Source organism: Blautia sp. OF03-13, from assembly GCF_003460685.1.
Classification (GTDB): Bacteria; Bacillota; Clostridia; order Lachnospirales; family Lachnospiraceae; genus Fusicatenibacter; species Fusicatenibacter saccharivorans.
The window spans coordinates 13,792-30,105 of sequence record NZ_QTVR01000025.1 but is presented as its reverse complement, the minus strand read 5'-3'; the positions used below and the strand labels follow the sequence as shown (position 1 = coordinate 30,105).

Below are 16,314 nucleotides of genomic sequence, written 5' to 3'. Positions count from 1 at the left end.
GAGATTGCAGCGTTTTTCTTTTGCATAAGTTCGGCAAAATGGTTTTTTCTCCGTAGAGGGAAATAAGGACATAAAAGATAAAAAACTTTCTTAGCAAGCATAGGAAAAGAGTACCCTTTTCCGTATTTTCGCCCTCCCGCCCTGCGGTGCGTCGGTTAAAAATTGCTTGTTGGGAAGTGTCCCAAACCCTCGGAATGGAAAGGAACGATTGCATGAACGGACGCAAAAGAAAAGTACAAATCAAATTCTATGTAACAGAGGAAGAACGGGCATTGATTGAACAGAAAATGAAGCTCGTCCCTACCCAAAATATGGCGGCGTATCTTCGCAAGATTGCCATTGACGGGTATATCATTCAGACAGACCATAGCGACATAAAAGCCATGACAGCGGAGATACAGAAAATCGGGGTCAACGTCAATCAGATTGCAAAGCGTGTCAATGCGACAGGCAGCGTCTACCAAGAGGACATAGAGGAAATAAAGGGGGTGCTTGCGGAGATATGGCGGTTACAAAGATTAAGCCTATTAAAAGCACGTTGAGCAAAGCCCTTGATTATATCCAAAACCCGGATAAGACAGACGGGAAAACGCTTGTGTCCTCCTTTGGGTGCAGCTATGAAACGGCAGATATTGAGTTTGAATATACTTTGTCGCAGGCTCGGCAGAAAGGGAACAACTTAGCCTTTCATCTGATACAATCGTTTGAACCGGGAGAGGTGGACTGTGAGAAAGCCCACACAATCGGAAAACAGCTTGCCGACGCGGTAACAAAGGGACAGCATGAATACGTCTTGACTACCCACATAGACAAAGGGCATATCCATAACCATATCATTTTTTGTGCGGTCAACTTTGTTGACTACCATAAGTACAATTCCAATAAGCGCAGTTACTACGGCATACGGAACATAAGTGATAAGCTGTGCAGGGAAAACGGGCTGTCCGTTGTCATTCCGGGTAAAGGCAGTAAGGGAAAAAGCTATGCAGAATATCAAGCGGAAAAGACGGGAACAAGTTGGAAAGGCAAGCTAAAAATTGCCGTTGATACACTTATCCCCCAAGTAGCAAGTTTTGAAGAATTATTGCAGCGGTTACAGGCGGCGGGCTATGAGATAAAGCCGGGAAAATATATCTCCTGCCGCGCTCCCGGACAGGAACGCTTTACCCGCTTAAAAACCCTCGGTGCAGATTATACAGAGGAAGCAATCAAAGAACGGATTGCAGGCAAGCGCACAAAGGCAGCGAAAGCTCCCAAAGAGCAGCGCGGCGTATCGCTGCTTATCGACATTGAAAGTAGTATCAAGCACAAGAGAGCCGGGGCTATGAACAGTGGGCGAAAATCCATAATCTGAAACTGGCTGCAAAAACTATGAATTTCTTGACAGAACACAAGATTGAGCAGTACGCGGATTTAGTCAGCCGGATTGAAGAAATAAATGCGGAAAATGAAAAGACAGCAGACGCATTAAAGAGCGTGGAGAAACGTCTTGCAGACATGGCGGTGCTGATGAAGCACGTTACCACCTACCAAAAAACAAAAACCGTCTATGAAGCATACCGCAGGGCAAAGGATAAGGACACATACCGGGCAAAGCAGGAAAGCAGTCTGATACTCCATGAAGCGGCGGCAAAGGCATTGAAAGCGGCGGGCGTTACCAAGCTCCCCAATCTTGCCGCCATGCAGGAAGAATACGGGAAGCTCCAAGCGCAGAAAGAAGCCCTTTACACTGATTATGGCAAGCTGAAAAAACAGGTCAAGGAATACGACGTTATCAAACAGAACATAGACAGTATTTTAAGACTGGAAAAAGAACCGGAACGGGGCAGGGAAACCGAACGCTTACAGTAGAAATATCTATAAAAGCGTGGTAGGATAAAGGTATTCCAATATAGACAGGAGCGTGAAAACATGGCAGACCAAACGATACCCGATTATGAAACCATAAGCGCCGCCGTTACCGGAGAAACATGGGCGGTGGAAAAGGTGCTTATGTGCTACAAGGACGAAATCGACAGGCAGGCAACTGTAAAGAAACGTCAGCCGGACGGAACATTCAAACTGGAAATTGATGAGGATATGCGCCAGTATATCACAATGAAGCTGATAGAAGCCCTCCCCCAGTTTCCCCTTGAAGAAATGGAAAGAGAGGAAAAAAGAAATCGGGACAAAAAATCATAAAAAGGTAGACGGGAAGCTGCTGCGGACAGATAAGCAGTTCCGGCATTTGAAGCAACGGCAGAAAGAAACTATCAGTACATGGCTTTATGAGGAATACCGCCGTCTTTGGATAGAAAAGGGACAGGAGCCGCATAAGTACAACAACCGGGAAATCGTTGCCGCTGTTATGGAACGGATAGAAGCTGCGGGGATATGGCTGCCGGAACAGGAAGTAACAAAATATTTTTACCGCAGGAAAACCCATTACCGGAACCGGATAGAAAAAGAATTACAGCCGAAGCCGGAAATGCAGGATAAAGACAGTCAGACACAAAAAGAACAGGGCGCAGGAAGCCAGTAATGACCTCCCGCACCCTGTTCTTTTATATAGGTACTGATTTTAAAATGTTACGCAGTAGAACCCCCATTTTAAGGGAAAAGGTATTCTGTATCGCCTATGCCAGTTTCACGTCATTTATGCCCTGTAAATCAAGGCTTTTTTTGCCCTTATCGCGTAACCGCCGCACGCCGTTTCCTCATGCGCTCGGCTGCCTGTCTGCGGGTAATCCGCTTCCGGCAGTCCGGGCAGTATTTGACGCTGTTCGATTTTGATACAAAGAACGTGCCGCACTCGGTACAACGCTTTTTGTCCTCTGTCTTGAAAAGCTCTGCATACAGTAACTTATCAAGAGGAAGTACGGCAATTTGAAACCACTTGCATAAAAGCGAACAGGAAATGAGCTGCGGGCAGACACATTCCTCCCCGTCGTCCAGTAAGATACAGTGTCCGCGCTCGCAGTTGCAGCACTCCTTTTTTACAAGGCTGTTGACTTTTCGGCTCTGTGGCGGCGTAAGCCGCTTACCCCCGGTCATACTTCATCAGCGGCGAAAATGGCAAGCTCCGCATACTCGTTTTCTGTTAGCGGGGAAATTTTCTGTAAGGTGCGTTCTGCAAAGGGGCGCATATCCTCGTCCATGAACGGCAGCGCAGCCGTCATATTTTCCATAAGCTGTGCTTTGCTTCCCTCATGGTAAATACTCAACAGGTTCATTTCTTCAACGGTCAGTCTAATCATGCTCATACCTCCAATTCGTGATGTTTTGATTTTGCTGTCTTTTTCGGGACTTTTGGGGATTTTTCTGTTTGTAACTGCGCCCGGACAGAGGGAGGGGACTGTTTCATCTCTTTCTTCCTCTCGCTTTTATCTATCAGCGCATAAACGCCATGCCTGCCCTCCAACGTAGATAAGGAAAGGCTTTTGTAAGGGAGCATGGAAAGCAGCCGTTCCATATCCTTATCCGTTGCCAGTGGAACAAAGTAGGGAGAAAGTTCTACCGCACAATGGGTCTTTTCGGGGCTGTCCGGTTCTCCAAGCCCTTTTACATTTTCCACAATCCGGCGGGCTTCTATTTCAATCTGTCTATCATGCAGGGCGGCGATATGTAACTGAAAATCCCTCTGCGTATGCGGTGTTCGTTTTTTCTGCTGTTCCCTCAAAAGGCTTTTTAAGGCTTCCGGGTCGTTTGGCTGTGCTTCAAAACGTATAAACTTTCCAAGTTGCGGGTCAGTGTCCCCGTCAAAATATTGTCCGGCAGGCTTTGTCAGCTCCCCATGCTCATAAATCAGCGTGTAGTTGTCGGCAGGGATTGATTTTTCGATTACTTCCCGGAAATGCTGCAAATAATCCAGTTCATAAAGATTGCCCTTGATTTTTTCCTGCTCTGTGCCTGTCAGTTCCACCGCATAGGCAAGGATAGTATCGCGGGTCTGTTCCCCGTAAAACCGCCATGTATTATGCTGCCTTGTGTCCTTTAGAAAAACGTCCCGTTCCCGGAAGCAGCACGTCCCGGACGGGCGGGAAAACCACAAAAGCCGTTTGTCCTCCGGGATAAGGCTTACCGCCGCTTTCCGCAAAATCTGTTTGTCTATGTCAAAATCGCTCTGATAAAAAGCGGTGTTCTGTTTCATTATGGCTTCAAGGGAAGCAATAACGTCCACATTTTCAAATTTTTGTAACTTCATAGGTCAGCTCCTTTCCAAATCCTGTGTTTTCTGTCTTGCCTGTTTCTTCGGTGCCTGTTCTTTCGCTGCTTTAAGCTGCGCCCGGATAGAGGACTTTTTCTCCGGCTCTGCCTGTTTCTTTTCTGCTTTGAGGGCTTCGGCGTATTCTGCAAGGGAAATCTGTCCTCCGGCTTTTGCTTTTTCTTCCAGTTCCGTAGCGGTCGGGGTGTTGTTTATCTGCCCGTCAATCATGTTGTAATTCTGCTCGGTGGTCTGTTCGGCAGCTTTCAGATAATTTTCCGGCTGCAAAAACTCCGGCACGTCCTTATAACCGAAGCTGTCTACATAGTGGGCGGTGTCCTGTCCGTTCTGATGAAGTACCACCACGTCGGAAACGGAAAGGCTGTGTCCCTTAAAATCTTTCGGGTGGTCGATATTAAAGCGGGTGTAAATATCTTCAAGGGAAGTCCCCGGCGTAAGAGGTGCGGAATAGACAAGTGTATAGTTTTTCGCGTCTACCCGGTGTCCGGCGGCAATCAGACGGTCGTAAGGCTCAAAACGCAAGTCCCTTGTTTCGTCCCCGCCTTTTATCTGATAAATGGAAAAGGTGTCTTTATCCTGTGGGGCTTCCTGCTCCGGCTGCCCTTGTGCGAATTGTTCCTGTGCAGCTACCTTTTGCGCCCGGATATGCGCCCGCTGTAACTCGGTAGGCTTTTCCCCGGTAAGAGGTGCAATCGCCTTGACATAATCAGCCGCATAATAGGCGTTACTGGTAAGCTGCCGCTGCCATGCCCCGGCTTTTGGCGACCAACGGAAGCCGTTGCTTTTTAAGGCTTCCCGCGTAGCTTCGTCCGGCTTATCCTCAAAGAAGATTTGCAGACGGTTCGCTTCGGTGTTTGCTTCCACCTTGCCGCCGTCGAATTCCCAACCCACAAAACCGATTTCTTTTTGCTGTGAAAGGGATTTGATACGGTCTTTCACGCGCCGGATTTCCGCGCTGTTGTTGGATAACGCCCAAGTCGCAAAGGGCTTGTCCCCCAAATGCCAACTGCTCGCCATGTCCGCTTTTAATTTTTCAAGCTGTTCCGGCAACAAATGCGGGCAGCCGTCAAGGGTCTTGTGCTTACGGTAATAGGCGTTTACGGCTTTCATGGTTTCCTGTGATTTTTCAAGGCTTTCCAGTTTCTTTTCTAACTTCTGTACTGCCTGCGGGTCGTCTGCACTGATACCGCCCATGCCGGTACTGCGGATTTTATCAAGAAGTCCTTGTATGTCCTGCCATTCCCGGTAATTGCTGTCGCGGGCTGCGTTCTGCTTTTCTTTCTTCCTTGTGGGGAAGTTAGAGCCGCCCGCAATGAGGATAGAGGGAACACGCGCGTCAATCTCATAGCCTTTGTTCATGTTCGCCGCCAGTTTCCGGGCGTAGGTGTCAAGCAGGCTGTCGATTTTCTCATGGTACATCGGGTCTACCCGCTGTTTCTGCCTTTCTGCAAGCTGTACGGCTTCATCTACATAGTGCCTGTATTCAGCCGTCGCGCTGCCTTGCTTATAATCGGAAAAACTGTTTGCGTCCTTTGCACGTTTGGCGGCAGCTTCGTTGATTGTGTAATAAGGTGCGGCGGGTGCAGCTTGTTCCGGCTGTGGTGCTTCGCTGCTTGCGCCTGTATCAGCTTCCGGCTCGGTCTGTGCTTCTTTTTCCTGTACCGGGGCTGTTTCTTCGGGAAGCTCCGGCGCGGCTGCTTCTGCTTCGGGCTGTATGGTAGCTTCCTGTGGGGTCTGTGCCTGTTCGGTGGTCTGTTCCTTATCCTGTGCCTTTTGGATTTCTGCAAAATGTCCGTCTATGGTATCAATCAGACTTGCGGCGGTGCTGCGGATTGTTTCAAGAGAGCCTTTCAGTTCTGCAAGTTCTTTTCCGCTGCTCCACCCGGCGATATATCCAAAGGAATAGTCCGACGTATCAAGCCCGTAGTGTTGGCAAACGGCATAGGCGACGCTTTCTGCCTGTACCTCGCGGGTGCGGCGGTCGGGACGTTCCGGCGCGTCTTTGTCTATGTCATGGAGTGTCGCATGGGCAATTTCATGGATAGCGGTCTTGATATTCTGCAATTCGTCCATGCCCTCGTTGATGAGAATACACTTTTCCTCATAATTGCAGCGTCCTTTTATACTGCCGCTTAGTGCTTCAAATCCCATAGCAAAGGGGGAAGTTTTTTCAAGGGCAGCGAAAAAATCCTGATACTGTTCCACGTCGCCCGTAAGCTCCTTTATCCCAAGGTCGGGCAACTCCTTACCCTCGGTCTGCGACACGTCAAAAACAGATACCACACGAAAGGCGGGGATTTGGATTTCCTTTTCCTCGGTAACGGCTTTCCCGTTCTTATCGAAAACAGGCTTTTGCGTGTCCGGGTCGATTTTTTCCACCTGTTTCTTAACGGTAAAGGGCGCGGGCGCAATTATCTTGATAGCTTTTTCCCCCGGCTTTACATGGCGGTCAAATTCCTTTTCCCATTGTTTATAGCCTTTTACAAGGTTGCCGCCCTGCATGGCGATAAGGATTGTATTGTTTAGGCTGTAATCATGGAATTTAGACATAGTACGCAGATAGTCGGCGTAACGGTCGCTTTCATAAATCCCCAAAATGCCCTGTTCCAGTCGGTCGGTAATCTCTTTCATTTTGTTGGCGGGCTTTTCGGAAGATAGGATAATCGGGAGAACCGGGGGCTGCTCTGTGGCAGTGGTCGGTATGGCTGCGGCAGCGTCAAGGTCTGCCTGTTCCTTTTCCTGTACTGGCGGCTGCGGTGTTACCCGATATTCCTCCGGCACGTCCCGTCCGTCATACCACTGTGTAAAGGTGTTGCGGTTGTTGTAGATATATCCCTGCTCGGTAAATCTGCCCCCGTCATTGATAGCAGCGTCCCGCCCGTATTCCTCATAGAGAAAATAGTTTTTTGCTTCTTCCGGCAGCTCCAACTCGTCCAGTTCTTCAATCAGATAATGCCCGTAATCTTCCTCGGTTTTTACGGACGGATAAATCCAGTAACAGTCAAGATTTTGTGCAAGGTTTATAATGTCCTGCAAGTCCCTTGTATGGTCGCCGTATGTGATAGCCGCAGCAAATTTTTCCCGGTCGTCGTCAAACTGCATTTTCAAAAGCTCGCCCAAATAGTTCAGTTCGTCAAGGCTTTCAAGCTCGGTCAATTTCCCTGCCAGTCCCGGAATAGAGGACTGATATTCTGTGATGTGCAGCTCCCCGTAGTTTTTGCCGTCTATCCCGATACGGTCAAAGACTTCTTTCAAATGTTCAGCAGTCGTGGGGAATGATACCCATTCGCCCGCAGGTCTGCCCTCGGTGTACTTTCCAAGATTAGAAAGATACCCGCTTAAAATCGTTTCTTCCATGCGCTCACTCCTTTCTTTCTCAATCATGCGGTGCATAAGCTCGTAGTCCTCCATGCTCATGCTCCCGTCAAATAGATAGGGGTCGGGTTCTTCGCCGCCCCGGTAGGCTTTTTCAGAAAAAGGCAGCCCCGCAGCGTGGGCGGCGGCTCTTGCTTCCTCGATAAGCTCCGGCGGCAGCCTGTCGTCGTGGGCTTCGATAAATTCCCCGATATTGCTATATCCGTTTTCGTAGTGGCGGCGCACCCCGGCGGTCAGTTCGTCAAGGTTCCTGTCCTCGCCAAGATAGCCGGAATAATAGCCGTTTACCACAACGGCGGCAGGGTCAGCCTGTTTGATTTCTTCCATGCGGCTTCTGTCCTCCGGGTAGAGAATATCGCCCATTTCAAGGTGGAAATATTCCGCGTTCCAAGAACGTCCCGTTTTCCAAAACGCCACCCAAGCGATACCGTCCCTTAATTCTTCTTGATAGTCTTTTACGGTGTCCCGTAAATTTGCCATGTGTAACCTCCTTTCCCAAAGGCAGCGCGGACGCTGCGCTTTCCAGTTTCATCATTCAGTACCCCGCGCCCGCGTTTTTGCCAAAGAGTTTAGATATTTTTTCAAGATTTCAGAGGGTTTGGGAAACTTCCCAACAAGCAAAAATCCCCGCCGTTCTCGGTAGAGAAAGCAGGAATTTTACGGAAAAGGGTACTCTTTTCCTATGCTTGCTATTCAGTTATTTTTTCTTCGGAAGCTCCACCCGGTAGTTGACATATTTCCCGCCCGTATCAGCCAATACGATAGTTCCGTCGTAGGTCTTGCCCGTCTTTGGGGAATAGAGCTTTTTCACATTTACCTTGCCGGATTGTAAGAGCGCGGCGGCAATCTTCGGGGTAAAGGTTACTTTTCGTTCTTCAAAGAAACGGTCATTTTTCCACATGGTAAAGATACATTCCTTATTGCTGCAATAGTAATTCTTCTTGCCCTCATAGACAGGAGAACCGCAGCGGGGGCAGCTTCCCAACGCTTCCCGTTCCGGCTTGAACATCTGCGCTTTATCATCAGAAAGAAACGGGTACGTCTTTACCAGTTCCCGCGCCATATTCTCAATACCCTCCATAAATGCGGCGGGGTCTGCCTTGCCTTTTGCAATCTGTGTCAGATTGTTTTCCCATTCTGCGGTAAGCTGCGGGCTTGTCAAGGTGTCCGGCAGGACGCACACAAGGTTGATACCGTCCTTTGTGGGAAGTAGCTGCTTGCCTTTTCGCTCCACAAAACCGCCCTTTACCAGTTTTTCAATGACGGCGGCGCGGGTGGCGGGAGTTCCAAGCCCTTTGCGTTCTGCGTCCGGGTCGGTGTCCTCGCTTCCGGCGTGCTCCATAGCAGAGAGCAGCGACGCTTCGTTGTGAGGTTTTGGCGGTGTTGTGTCATGTTCCGTTACCGTTGCCGCCGGATTTTCAAAGGTCTGTCCCTCGGTAAATGGCGGCAGGGTCTTTTCTGTGTCGCTGTCTGCGTCGTCCGTTTCGGGCTTGTTCTTTAAGGCTGCCCGGTAACGGCGGTCAATCTCTTTCCAACCGTCGTACAGCACTGTTTTTCCCTTTGCGGTAAAGGACTGTCCGGCACATTCAAATGTAGCCGTAACCGCTTCAAAGGTATGTACTGCGGCGGTCGCCATGAGCAGACGCGCCCCGGCAAGGGTAAGGATATTCCTTTCGCTTTCCGGCAGCGCGGCAAGGTCGGTCTTTGCAAGCTCCATAGTCGGGATAATGGCATGGTGGTCTGATACCTTTTTACTGTTCAGCACTTTTGCAAGCTCCGGCGCAAAGTCCATGCCCGCCATAAAAGAAAATTTCCCACAAAGCAGCTTGATAATGCCCGCCGCTGTGTCGCCCATGTCGTCGGTCAGAAATGCGCTGTCGGTTCTCGGATAAGTAAGCAAACGCTTTTCATACAGGGCTTGTGCAAGGTCAAGGGTCTGCTTTGCGGTATATCCGAACAGGCGGTTTGCTTCCCTCTGCAAAGAAGTAAGGTCAAAGAGCTTCGGCGGGGCTGCGGTCTTTTTCTCTTTCACAAGGGAAGTACAGACTGCTTTTGACGCTTCACAAGCAGCTTTCAGCCTGTCAGCTTCGGAACGGTCAGACAGTTTTTCGCTTGCAGCTTCCGCGCCGGATAAGGACAGGCGCACATGATAGTATTTTTCTTTCTTGAACGTGGTAATCGCCGCGTCCCGGTCAACAAGCATTTTTAAGGTCGGGGTCTGTACGCGTCCCACATTCAAGGTATGGTTGTAAAGGACAGAAAAAAGACGGGTGGCGTTGATACCGATTAGCCAGTCAGCCTTTGCCCTGCATAATGCGGAAGCAAAGAGCGCGTCGTATGCTTCGCCGTTCTTCAGATGAGAAAAGCCCTCTTTGATAGCAGCTTCTTCCATTGAGGAAATCCACAAGCGGCGCGTGGGCTTCCTGCACCCGGCAACTTCGTAGACAAAACGGAAAATGAGTTCTCCCTCGCGCCCCGCGTCGCAGGCATTGACGACTTCGGAAACGTCTGCCCGGTGCATAAGTTCCTTTAAGGTCTTGAATTGCTTTTCCTTGTCAGAAGCAACGGTGTACTTCCATTCCTGCGGCAAAATCGGTAAGCTGTCATAGCTCCACTTTTTATACTGCTCCCCGTAGGCGGCAGCTTCGGAAAGCCCTACCAAATGTCCCACGCACCAAGAAACGATATAGCCGCTTCCTGTGAGAAATCCGTCTTTCTTTTCCTTTGCCCCAAGTACGGCAGCGATTGTCTGTGCCACACTGGGCTTTTCTGCGATAACTAAAATCAATGATAATTCCTCCTTTTATCGTTCGGTCTGTCGTTTGTTTTCCAGTTTTCTCATACAGTACCCCACACAAGGGGACTGCCCCTTGTAAGGGCAGCCCGCGCAGCGTGGGGAAGAAAGCTCCGGCGGGGATTTTTCCCGTTTGCCATAGTCCGGCTTCTGTATCATCATCTTTTCAAAGGGATTGTCGGTAAACAGGGTCATACTTCCTCGTCCTCCGTTTCTTCCTCTTTGGAAACTTCCCCGGTATCTGCTTCCGGCTCGTCCTCGTCGTAATCCTCAAAGTCAAAATCTTCAAGGTCGGTGCTTCCTTTCACGTTATGCTTCGGTTTTACAAACTTAAAGTAGTAGAACGCCGCGCCGCCACCAAGCAGCACAAAGAGGACTAAGGCAAGCACCGCGCCGGGATTGCCGTCTTTTTCTTTGGGTTCTTCCGGCTGCTCGGTGGGTGTTGGCGTGGGTTCCTTGCCTGTGCAGCCTGTCAGAGTAGTTGCACATACCGGGCAGGACGTATTTACCTTTCCGACTTCGCATTTTTCCGTACAGTTGCAGACTTCCGGCTTTTTCGTGGCTTCCCCGGTTTCGGTCAGTGCCATAAGGTCGGCTTCGTCCACTTGATTAAGGAAATGTACGGTCTGTTCCCCCTCGGCTGCCCGGTCAATGAGGATATAAAAGTAGTTGCCGCCTTTGGTGGTAACAGTGATAAGCTGCTTATTGCCGCCGAAATCGTCCACCAGTGTTGCGTTGCCCTTTGGGGTAAGGGGCGGCGTTTCCGGTTCTTCCACCACTACATTGCTGTCGTTGGTCGCGTCCTCTGTGGGTGGCTCTGCGGCTGTTCCCTGTGCATAGGCAGGGACAGAAAAACCGCCCATAAGGATAAGGGCGGCACAAAGGGCAGTCATGGTCTGTTTGAGTTTATTTTTCATCTGCATTGTCCTCCTGTTCTTCGTAGTCTGCCGCTTCGGTAGCGGGTGCGGCGTTCATGCCGGGAATACCGCCGCCGGACAGCATAGCATTTAATTCCTGCGGGGTAAGTCGCATAGCGCGTACAAGCTGCACGATTTCAAGGTTTTCCGCTTCGGTTTTCTGCGCTTCCAGTCCTTTTAACTTGTTCTGATACTCTGTGATTTTCTCGCGGGTCTTTGCGATTTCCTTATTGATACGGTCGATTTTGTTGTTTGCCATAAAATAAATTCTCCTTTCTTTTCGGGGCTGCTTACCAGTTCATCAGCCGTAGCCTTTGATACATTGATAGTTGAGGTCATAGCTTTTAATCTTGCAGGCGTCGCCGGAATTGCCCTCAACGGTATAGACGCGGCTTCCGTCCCTGCCAAGCACAAGCCCCACATGGTCGGCAACGCCGTCTAAATCCCAGTCGAAAAAGATAGCGTCGCCCGGTGCGATATTCTCATAGCCGCGTGCGCCCCATTGTCCCCTTGACTGGAACCAAGGAACGCCCTGCCATTCGCAGCCCGCAAAGCGGGGTTCGCTTTTTCCGGCTTGATTGTAGCACCATGACACAAAGCAGGCGCACCATTCCACGCGGCTGTTAAAGCCGTACCAAGACCAGTAAGGGTAGCCGCCCACGTTTCCGACCTGCTGTTTTGCAAGCTCCATAAGCTCCGGGTTTCCGGGACGTGTGCCGTTTACAAACTCCACGCCGCTTAAATCCTCGGACGGGCTTCCGTCGGGAGAGCCGCCGCCAAAAATCAACGGTTTGTTGCCCTGTGTCTGTAAGTACACCTTGAACATTTCAAACTGCTGTGGGTTCAGCAGTTCTTCCGCAAGGGAAGCAATCGGCTTGTTTGTCAGTTTCACATTTAAGATACGGTATTCGTATTCTTCCTCGTTGCCCTCCTCGTCGGTGGTGGTGCGTATCTCGATTTCTTCCGTCAGCGTCAAGGTGTACTGTAAGCCGAACAGCCGTTTTAGCTCTGCCTGTGCGCTCTGCGGGGTGTAACTCTGCAAAAGGGCAGTCAAGTACGACGCTAATTCGTGGGGGTTATGCCCGATAGTATCAAGGTCATAGCGGTATTCATCATAGCCGCTGTGGGTGCTTTCGATATTGTCAATTTCCTGTTGCAGCTCATTTTCCATTGCAGCATAGCTCTGTTCCGTTGCCACAAGGTCGCTGTCCTCGGACGTGTAGGAAGTCCCTAACACGCTGTTCATGCTGCCGGAAAACATTGCCCCACAAGAGGAAAGCCCTACGGATACCATGATGAACAGAAGCAGCTCGGCGATAGCGATTATCACGCCTGCCGGGTGTCGTCCTGCAAAGGCAGCCGCTTTCTTTGCTGCTGTTTGGGACGCTCCGGCGGCAGCTTTGGCGGTGGCTGCGCCGCTTTTCTTTACGGTTTTTGCATACTGGCGTTTGATTTTCTGTTTCTGCATGAACCGGGAAAAGGGATTGCTTGTAAGCTGCGGGTTCTCCTGCAAGGCTTTGTGATACTGAAAATTGACGTTTGCCTTAAACGCTGCCTGTTCTGCCTTTGCCGCTTCCCGGTAGGGTTTCAGCTTATGGCTGCGGTAGCCCTGTTTTAATTTTCTTGTCCCGTACCTTGCGCCGCGCTCGGCAAGTTCCTCCGATTTGTGCGCGCCCTCCACACCGGAATTATCTTTCTCGACGCTATGGATTTTGTTGTGAACAAAAATACCCGCTTCCTGCGCGGGGTGGGATAACGGGTTACTGTGGGCTTTGCCGCCGGGTATCGGCTTTTCCTGTTCTTCAAAGCGTAAACGGGTCTTTGCCTTTCCGGTGGTTTCCTCAAAGGTGCGCTCTTTTACAAGTTTCTTCTGCTTCGGGAGAGCTGCCTTTGCTGCGTCCAGTTTGTCGGCTGCTTTTTCCGATTTTTTGATGTAGGGTTGCAGTTTTGGCGTTTCCCGTTCCTCGTCGGTAAACTGCAAGCGTGAAGTGGAAGTACGCAAAACAGCCGCTTCCTGTGCTTTCTTGACTGCCTTTTTGCTTGCCTTTCGGGTATGGGCTGCGTCAAGGTGTTCCATGACACGCTCTGCGGTAGCGGTGTCCGGCTGTGAAAAGTCGCTGTCTGCTTCCCGGCTGCTGATACGCTCGGCAGTCTGCTGTGTTTCATTGATTTCCACCGCACCGTCGCGGGTCATTTTCTGCGTGATTTTATCGCGTGGTTTTAACTGTTTCATAGGCTGCTCACTTCCTCCGGCTTCGTCGTCATAATGCGGTAAAGCTCGGTATCTTTCGGGAAATGGTCTACAAAGGGAAGCACCACATTCCCATAAAAGATAAGTCCCTCGCCTGCTTCGGTGTGGGTTACATACTTCATCTGCTGTGGGCTGATATTTAACTGCTTTGCAAGGATAGCCCGGTCGCCCTGTGCCTGATTGAGCATAAGGACAAAATCAGAGTTTTCAAAGATATTTTCCACCTCGCGGCTTGCCAAAAGGTCTTTGATGTTCTGCGTGATTGCTGTGGGTATGCCGCCCCATTTACGGAAACGCTTCCAAATCTCCACGCTGTACGCGGCGGTCTGTTCCTCTTTTAAGAGCAGATGAAATTCGTCCATATAGTAGCGGGTAGATTTTTTCTCTGCCCGGTTAATGGTAACGCGGTTCCATATCTGGTCTTGCACAATGAGCATACCTAATTTTTTGAGCTGTTTTCCAAGCTGCTTAATATCGAAGCAGACAAGGCGGTTAGAAAGCTCCACATTCGTTCTGTGGTTGAATACATTAAGGCTGCCGGAAACATACAACTCCAATGCTGCCGCAATGCGGGCAGCTTCCGGCTCCGGCTGTTTTAGCAGCTCGTCGTAAAGGTCGCCCAAAATAGGCATTTTTGCCGGGTCGGGGTCTGCAAGGAACGGGCGGTACACATTTCTTACAGCCCTGTCAATGACGGTCTTATCAACGGGCTGCAAGCCCTCCTTGCCGCCAATGACAAGCTCACAAAGGGAAAGGATAAAATCACTTTTCAGCGCAAGGGGGTTGTCGTCCTCGCTGTAATTAAGGTTTATATCCATAGGGTTTACATACTGGGGCGTACCGTCCATGCCTTTCCCAGTTGGGGATAGGCGTATCACTTGCCCGCCAAGCCGCTTTACAAGGGCATAATATTCCGCTTCCGGGTCGCAGATAAAAATATCGTCGTCAGTAATGAGAAAGGCATTTGTGATTTCCCGCTTTGCTGCAAAGGATTTTCCACTGCCCGGTGTTCCCAAGATAAGCCCATTCGGGTTTTTAAGCTGTTTACGGTCGCAGAGTATCATGTTGTTTGACAGGGCATTTAAGCCATAATACAGGGCAGCCCCGGTCTGAAATAGCTCCTGCGTGATGAACGGGATAAAAATAGCGGTGCTGCTCGTCGTCAACCCTCTCTGAATAGGGATAAGGTTTTCCCCAAGAGGGATAGAGGACATTAGCCCCGCTTCCTGCTGATAGTCAAGACGGGTCAAGGCGCAGTTGTATTTCTGTGCAATGCCCGCCGCCGCGAAAATGTCATTTTCCAGTTTCCGTTTCGTGTCTGCCATGTTTACCACAAGGAACGTAAGGAGAAACATTCGCTCGTTTCGGCTCTGTAAATCCTGCAACAAGTTCTTTGCTTCATTCCCAAAAGTAGCAAGGTCAGACGGGATTATATCCATGTCATAGCCGCTTCTAACCGCTTTTTTCTGTTCCTCAATCTTCATCTTGTCAAGGTCTGTGATTTTGCGCTTAATGGTCTTGATTGCTTCCGACTGGTCGATACTTTTAATGTGGAGATTGACAATAACCCCTGTTTCCAAGTCCAACATATCCGCTAAGATACGGTCGTTCAGCTCCGGGGCAAGGATTTCAAGGAACGACACCGCCCCCGTCTTTTTCCCCATAGCAAAGTAGCGTCCCTCCCCAAACTTGAAAGAGGACGGGGCGATAAAGTCCTTTGTGGTAAGCCCTGTCGGGGTCAGCCAGTCATAGGAGAATGAGAACGGCTCGCCTGCCGGGTGGAATACCCCATGCAGCACCTTTAAGCGTTCATAGCCGGATAAGGGGTGCGCCGATACGCCAAGCACCTTGAAATTGTTGAGTACGTCCGTTTCGATACGGGAAAGTCGCGCCCTTGCCGCCGCCGGATTGTCCGCTTCAATGGAAAACGTGATGTACTTGTGCTTTACAAGCCCGTTGTTCCCTTTGGCAAGCTGCATTTTCAGCATATCGGAATACTCGGTGCGAATAGAGTTAAAATCGTCATTTTGCGGCGGGATATGGATTGCCCGCGCTGCCTGTTCCTGCTGTGAGCCTTGATTGATGAAAGAAAGCTGCACGTTCACGCTTGCGTCAAAGTAATTGAGGAAATCGCACCAGTTTTCAAAAATGGCGGTCTTATCGTCTGCCTGCGCAAGCTGATAGTTAATGTCCTCAAAAGCAATGCTCTTTGAATACTTCCGCTGCGCCACTTTGCAGATACCGTCCGGGTACATGGCAAGGTAGGGAATGGTCTGCTGTGCGGTGTGGGCTTTGCCGTCCCCCTTTGCCTGCCGGATAACCGCCGCTATCTGTTTCTTTTCCGCGCGGGTCAGCTTACGCCTGTTTCCTGCGGCTTCCCGCGTCTTTTTTGTCTGTCCTTTTGACAATCGCTGATACCTCCTTTTCTAATGCCCGCTGTTTCTCCAAGAGTGCATATAGGTTTTCTGTCTGATACGGTCGCACTTTGGGGCGGGTAAATTTTGTCTGAACGATGTTCTTTATTACCACTTCAAGGGGCTGCCCATGCTTTTCATACATGGCAACCAAGAAGCAGGGAAGCATGACGACAATCATTACCATTGCCGCAAGGCTCGTCCCTGCGCTGTCTTTGAGCAAAAAGAAAAGCGGCAGTCCCATAAGAAGTGCCACTGAAAAACAAAGGATTTGCCGCTTTGTCAGATTGAAAGCGACTTTTGTTTTGACTTTGGAAAGGTCTTTGGGTACAGGTACATACGCCAAGAAAAAACCTCCT

At 50.0% G+C, this 16,314-nt stretch carries 14 protein-coding genes and 1 pseudogene; 4 read left to right on the top strand and 11 right to left on the bottom strand.

Annotated features, from left to right (window positions below; all coding sequences use genetic code 11):
- Positions 1-212: 212 nt before the first annotated feature.
- The 4 genes and pseudogenes from DXA55_RS14950 (at position 213) to DXA55_RS14935 (ending at position 2,521) form a co-directional block, all read left to right on the top strand.
- Positions 213-542: a plasmid mobilization protein gene (locus tag DXA55_RS14950; RefSeq protein ID WP_015529200.1), complete on the top strand. Its 330-nt coding sequence runs from the start codon at positions 213-215 to the stop codon at positions 540-542.
- Positions 503-1,851, top strand: a pseudogene (locus DXA55_RS14945) (relaxase/mobilization nuclease domain-containing protein). The gene DXA55_RS14950 and the pseudogene DXA55_RS14945 overlap by 40 nt, the downstream one beginning before the upstream one ends.
- Positions 1,852-1,911: 60 nt before the next feature.
- Positions 1,912-2,181, top strand: a complete 270-nt coding sequence (locus tag DXA55_RS14940) for a helix-turn-helix domain-containing protein (protein WP_015529202.1) — start codon at positions 1,912-1,914, stop codon at positions 2,179-2,181.
- Between the two features lie 46 nt (positions 2,182-2,227).
- Positions 2,228-2,521 (top strand): hypothetical protein, encoded by a 294-nt coding sequence (locus DXA55_RS14935; protein WP_025579757.1) that lies wholly within the window; start codon positions 2,228-2,230, stop codon positions 2,519-2,521.
- Between the two features lie 146 nt (positions 2,522-2,667).
- Here the strand turns inward: DXA55_RS14935 and DXA55_RS14930 are convergent, their stop codons facing one another.
- The 11 genes from DXA55_RS14930 to DXA55_RS14880 form a co-directional block, all read right to left on the bottom strand.
- Positions 2,668-3,033, bottom strand: coding sequence for a cysteine-rich VLP domain-containing protein (locus DXA55_RS14930; protein WP_005933796.1), 366 nt, complete (start codon positions 3,031-3,033; stop codon positions 2,668-2,670).
- The gene (locus tag DXA55_RS14925) at positions 3,030-3,242 is read right to left on the bottom strand and encodes a transposon-transfer assisting family protein (RefSeq protein WP_005933795.1); all 213 of its coding nucleotides are present in this window, start codon (positions 3,240-3,242) and stop codon (positions 3,030-3,032) included. The genes DXA55_RS14930 and DXA55_RS14925 overlap by 4 nt, the downstream gene beginning before the upstream one ends.
- The gene (locus DXA55_RS14920) at positions 3,239-4,183 is read right to left on the bottom strand and encodes a hypothetical protein (protein ID WP_015529204.1); all 945 of its coding nucleotides are present in this window, start codon (positions 4,181-4,183) and stop codon (positions 3,239-3,241) included. The genes DXA55_RS14925 and DXA55_RS14920 overlap by 4 nt, the downstream gene beginning before the upstream one ends.
- Positions 4,184-4,186: 3 nt before the next feature.
- Positions 4,187-8,059, bottom strand: coding sequence for an antirestriction protein ArdA (locus DXA55_RS14915; RefSeq protein ID WP_015529205.1), 3,873 nt, complete (start codon positions 8,057-8,059; stop codon positions 4,187-4,189).
- A 217-nt stretch (positions 8,060-8,276) separates the two neighbouring features.
- A complete protein-coding gene (locus DXA55_RS14910; protein ID WP_054344402.1) occupies positions 8,277-10,367 on the bottom strand; it encodes a DNA topoisomerase 3 in 2,091 nt (696 codons plus the stop codon).
- Positions 10,368-10,382: 15 nt separating this feature from the next.
- The gene (locus DXA55_RS14905) at positions 10,383-10,568 is read right to left on the bottom strand and encodes a hypothetical protein (protein ID WP_015529206.1); all 186 of its coding nucleotides are present in this window, start codon (positions 10,566-10,568) and stop codon (positions 10,383-10,385) included.
- A complete protein-coding gene (locus DXA55_RS14900) occupies positions 10,565-11,290 on the bottom strand; it encodes a DUF4366 domain-containing protein (protein WP_015529207.1) in 726 nt (241 codons plus the stop codon). Before DXA55_RS14900 ends, DXA55_RS14905 begins: the two co-directional genes overlap by 4 nt.
- Complete coding sequence (locus tag DXA55_RS14895) at positions 11,280-11,549, bottom strand: DUF4315 family protein (RefSeq protein ID WP_005933780.1); 270 nt, start codon at positions 11,547-11,549, stop codon at positions 11,280-11,282. The genes DXA55_RS14900 and DXA55_RS14895 overlap by 11 nt, the downstream gene beginning before the upstream one ends.
- 42 nt (positions 11,550-11,591) lie before the next feature.
- Complete coding sequence (locus tag DXA55_RS14890; protein ID WP_442857666.1) at positions 11,592-13,367, bottom strand: CHAP domain-containing protein; 1,776 nt, start codon at positions 13,365-13,367, stop codon at positions 11,592-11,594.
- A gap of 152 nt (positions 13,368-13,519) precedes the next feature.
- Positions 13,520-15,949: a VirB4-like conjugal transfer ATPase, CD1110 family gene (locus DXA55_RS14885; RefSeq protein ID WP_117814543.1), complete on the bottom strand. Its 2,430-nt coding sequence runs from the start codon at positions 15,947-15,949 to the stop codon at positions 13,520-13,522.
- Positions 15,897-16,301: a PrgI family protein gene (locus DXA55_RS14880; RefSeq protein ID WP_097771236.1), complete on the bottom strand. Its 405-nt coding sequence runs from the start codon at positions 16,299-16,301 to the stop codon at positions 15,897-15,899. Before DXA55_RS14880 ends, DXA55_RS14885 begins: the two co-directional genes overlap by 53 nt.
- Positions 16,302-16,314 lie beyond the last annotated feature (13 nt).